Annotated in this window: 5 protein-coding genes; 2 read left to right on the top strand and 3 right to left on the bottom strand. The window is 72.2% G+C overall.

Features of this window, described 5'->3' with window-relative positions; genetic code table 11:
• The 3 genes from ACYVE9_RS18125 to ACYVE9_RS18115 all read right to left on the bottom strand — a co-directional run.
• A partial coding sequence (locus ACYVE9_RS18125) for an MsnO8 family LLM class oxidoreductase (RefSeq protein WP_461028928.1) occupies positions 1-640 on the bottom strand: 640 nt, incomplete at its 3' end.
• Entirely contained in the window at positions 568-1,296 is a 729-nt protein-coding gene (locus ACYVE9_RS18120) for a maleate cis-trans isomerase family protein (protein WP_461028927.1), read from the bottom strand. The genes ACYVE9_RS18125 and ACYVE9_RS18120, both read right to left, overlap by 73 nt.
• A gap of 49 nt (positions 1,297-1,345) precedes the next feature.
• Positions 1,346-2,251, bottom strand: coding sequence for a maleate cis-trans isomerase family protein (locus ACYVE9_RS18115; RefSeq protein ID WP_461028926.1), 906 nt, complete (start codon positions 2,249-2,251; stop codon positions 1,346-1,348).
• A gap of 225 nt (positions 2,252-2,476) precedes the next feature.
• On the opposite strand from ACYVE9_RS18115, the gene ACYVE9_RS18110 reads away from it, so the two are divergent.
• A complete protein-coding gene (locus ACYVE9_RS18110) occupies positions 2,477-3,439 on the top strand; it encodes a D-2-hydroxyacid dehydrogenase (protein ID WP_461028925.1) in 963 nt (320 codons plus the stop codon).
• A gap of 81 nt (positions 3,440-3,520) precedes the next feature.
• A partial coding sequence (locus ACYVE9_RS18105; RefSeq protein ID WP_461028924.1) for an amidase family protein occupies positions 3,521-3,986 on the top strand: 466 nt, incomplete at its 3' end.

Below are 3,986 nucleotides of genomic sequence, written 5' to 3'. Positions count from 1 at the left end.
CGGTGCCGGGGGCCCGGCCGAGCCCCAGATCGATCCGGCCCGGGGCCAGCGCTTCGAGCGTGCCGAACTGCTCGGCGATCACCAGCGGCGCGTGGTTGGGCAGCATCACGCCGCCGGAGCCGAGCCGGATGCGCCGCGTACCGGCGGCCAGATGGGCCAGGATCACCGCGGGCGAGGAACTCGCCACGCCGGGGACGGAGTGGTGCTCGGCTACCCAGAAGCGGTGGTAGCCGCGGCGCTCGGCGAGGCCGGCGAGCTCCGCCGAGGTGCGCAGGGCGTCCGTGGCGGTGCTGCCTGTGCCGACCGTCGCCAGGTCGAGCACCGACAGCGGCACGGGCGCACTGCCCCGCACCTGCCCGCGTATGTGAACCTCGCGCTGTTCCGCCACTTGTGTGCCGCCTCTCCCTTTCCCCGCTGTATGTGCCTCCCGGGCAACCGTTGCGCGCCGCGCGCTATTCCTCGGGCGGCACGGGCGGGGCGCCGCCGAGAGCGGGCGGGTGAGGGAGAGGCCACGGGTGGGAGGGGGCGCGGGCCGGGTCCGGTCACGGATCCGGCCCGCGGCCGGTGTCAGCGGTCGCCGAAGAGGGCTCCGAGCGACGGGCAGCGCACGTCCAGGTCGAGCAGCCGCAGCCCCTCCCAGGCGGTGACCTGGTTGGCGGTCAGCACCGGCTTGCCGAGGGCCATCTCCAGGTCGGGCAGGAACGCCGCGCTGTGCAGTGCGGTGTCCGGCAGCAGCACGGCCTGGGCGTCCCGGTGGTCTCCGGCGCCGGCCAGGGTGAGCGTCTCCTCCCGGCCCCAGGTCCCGACCTCGGCGGCGGTGATGATGCCGCTGCCGCGCAACGAGACGACCTCAATGCCGGCCGCCTTCAGGAACGCGGCGAAGTGCTCGGCGACGTCGTCCGGATAGGTGGCGGCGACCGCGACCCGCTCCAGACCCAGCGACCTCGCGGCGTGCGCGAAGGCGAACGAGGTGCTGGACGCCGGCAACCCGGCGGTGGTGGCCAGCTCCCTTACCTGCTCGTGCGCGCCGTCCCAGCCGAAGACGAAGCTGGCACTCGTGCACGCCCAGACGACGGCCTGCGCGCCCTGTGCCTTCAGGGTGTCGACGCCGGCCGCGAGCCGGCCGGCGGCCCCCATCTCCAGCAGCGCGTCGACGCGGTGCGCGTCCTCACCGATGTCGGTGTGCACCAGCGGCAACCGGACGTCGGCGCCCGTCTCCCGCAACAGGCCCTCCAGCCGCGGGTAGTCGTCCTCCGCCGAGTGGCCCGGGTAGAGGAATCCGACCGAGTGGCCCATCTGCAACTCCCTTGGTACTGCGGTGCTTTCCCCCTGCGCCCCGCAGGGGTCATACGGGCGGCTGACCGCCCGGGTCGTCCCCGAACGGCGGCTCCGCCAGCGCGTCGAGCGGCTCGGAGTCCGGACCGGGTAGCGCGCTGCCGGCGTAGGCGGCCTCCGGGCCGGGAAGCGGCTCCGCCGCCGGTTCCGGCAGTGCCGCCATGGCGGCGGGACCACGTCTCGCCACCGGGTCGAGCAGTGCCTGGTACGGTCCCACGGCGCGCTTGCCGATGGCCCGCAACGCGGCCCACACCGTCACCTGGTTCGCCGACAGGACGGGCATGCGCAGCTCCGCCTCCAGCTGCGGGATGACGTCGTAGGTCGGCAGGTTGGTGCAGCTGATGAAGAGCGCGTCGGGGCTGTCCGCGACCGCCTCCCTGGCCATCTCCACCACGTCCCGGTAGGGCACCTTCCAGATGTGCCGCGTCAGTCCCAGGTAGCTGCGGCCGGTCACCTCGATGCCCGCCTCGCCGAGGTAGTCCTCCAGCGAGTCCGTCACCGACTTGGTGTAGGGCGTGACGACGGCGATGCGCCGGGCGCCGATCTCCGTCAGCGCGGCCAGCAGCGCGCCGGAGGTGGTGAGCGCCGGGATCTCGCCTGCCTGGACCATCGCCGAGGTGATGCCGCGCTCACCGGCGCCGCCGCCGACGAAGGAACCGGAGGTGCAGGCGTAGGCCACCACTTCGGGTGCGACCGCGATCAGCGCCTGCACGGCCTCCCGCAGCGTCTCGTGCTCGCTCACCAGCCGGGCGAGGTCGAGGCTCACCTCGACGGGCACGAACGGCGTCCGGGTGAGGTGGAGTGACACGTCGTCCGGCACCCAGCGCCACAACTCGCGGTCCAACGCGAAGTCGAACGGCGCGACGATTCCCACGCCGCGCTGCGGGCCCGGGCCACCGAGAAACGAGACATCCATATTCGTGCCCCTCATCCTACGCAGGACGGCCGATGCGGCCGGAGAGAAAAAAGCAGCCGGACAGGATGCCGGAACGCCGGGACAGATGCCTTCATTGACGAATGTAGTTTCTCATCCCTACCGTGGTCAATCCTTGGCTTCTACTTCGATGCACTGCCTTCACGATCCACTGGGACCTTCACGGTCCAGTGAAACCCGCCCTCGTTTCGAAATGGTTTCCCGCCTATGTCCGTACCACGTGTCCTGGTCCTCGACGCCGACCCGCTGCCCGACCTGCGGCGGCTGGAGGGGCGTGCCGAGGTGCTGCACGCCGACGAGCGCACGCTCGCCGAGCGGCTGCCCGAGGCCGATGTCCTGCTGGTCTGGCACTTCACCACCGACGCGGTGAAGTTGGCCTGGCCGGGTGACGGGCCCCGGCCGGGGTGGGTGCACACCGCCAGTGCCGGCGTGGACCGGCTGCTGCCCGAGCTGGCCGGATCGAACACCGTGATCACCAATGCCCGGGGCGTCTTCGACCAGCCGATCGCCGAATACGTCGCCGGTTTGGTAGTGGCCATGGCCAAGGATTTTGCCGGGACATGGGAATTGCAGCGCGAACACCGATGGCGGCACCGGGAGACAATGCGGGTCGGTGGAACACGAGCGGTCGTGGTGGGTTCCGGTCCCATTGGCCGTGCTATCGGACGCACTTTGCAGGCACTGGGTGTCACGGTGGAACTCGTGGGGCGACGGGAGCAGACCGGCGATCCGGAATTCGGCACGGTGCACGCGAGTGGCACGCTGGACAGCCTGCTGCCGCAGGCCGACTGGGTGGTGTGTGCCGCTCCCCTCACCGCGGCGACGGTCGGCATGTTCGACGCCGACGCGTTCGCCAGGATGAACCCCGCGGCGCACTTCGTCAATATCGGGCGCGGCCGACATGTCGTGACCGCCGATCTGGTCGACGCGTTGCGCCGGGGCGTGATCCGGGGCGCGGCGGTGGACGTGCTGGACGAGGAGCCGCTCGCGCCGGACAGTCCGCTGTGGGACGTGCCCGGTCTGCTGGTGTCGCCGCACATGAGCGGCGACACCCTGGGCTGGCGGGACGACCTGGCGGTGCAGTTCCTGGACAACTACGACCGCTGGGCCGCGGGCAGGCCGCTGCTCAACGTGGTGGACAAGGAGCTGGGCTACGTCCCGGCCTCCTGACACCCGCGGCGCCCCGGACACCGGGGCGCCCACACCGCCGCCCGGTGCGCACCGGGCGGCTTCGCCTCCGGGAGGAACGCGTTGACCGATCTGACCGCCATGACCGCGACGGAACTCGTCGCGGGGTACGCCGCCGGCGACTTCTCCCCCGTCGAGGTGACGAGGGCCGCCCTCACCCGTGCCGAGACCGTGCAGCCGCGGGTGAACGCGTTCGTCCGGATCGACGCCGAGTCCGCGCTGGAGCAGGCCCGCACGTCCGAGGACCGCTGGCGGCGCGGTGAGCCGGCCGGCCTGGTGGACGGGGTGCCGACCACCGTCAAGGACATCCTGCTGCAACGCGGCGGCCCGACGCTGCGCGGCTCGTGGGGCGTCTCCGCCGAGGGCGACTGGGACGAGGACGCGCCCTCGGTCGCCGCCCTGCGCCGGCACGGCGCGGTGTTCCTCGGCAAGACCACCACCCCGGAGTTCGGCTGGAAAGGGGTCACCGACAGCCCCCGGCACGGCGCCACGGGCAATCCGCACGATCCGTCCCGGACCGCGGGCGGCT

Source organism: Streptomyces sparsus, assembly GCF_054776295.1.
The sequence above is the reverse complement of the archived record's forward strand: the minus strand, read 5'-3'. Positions and strand labels throughout refer to the sequence as shown.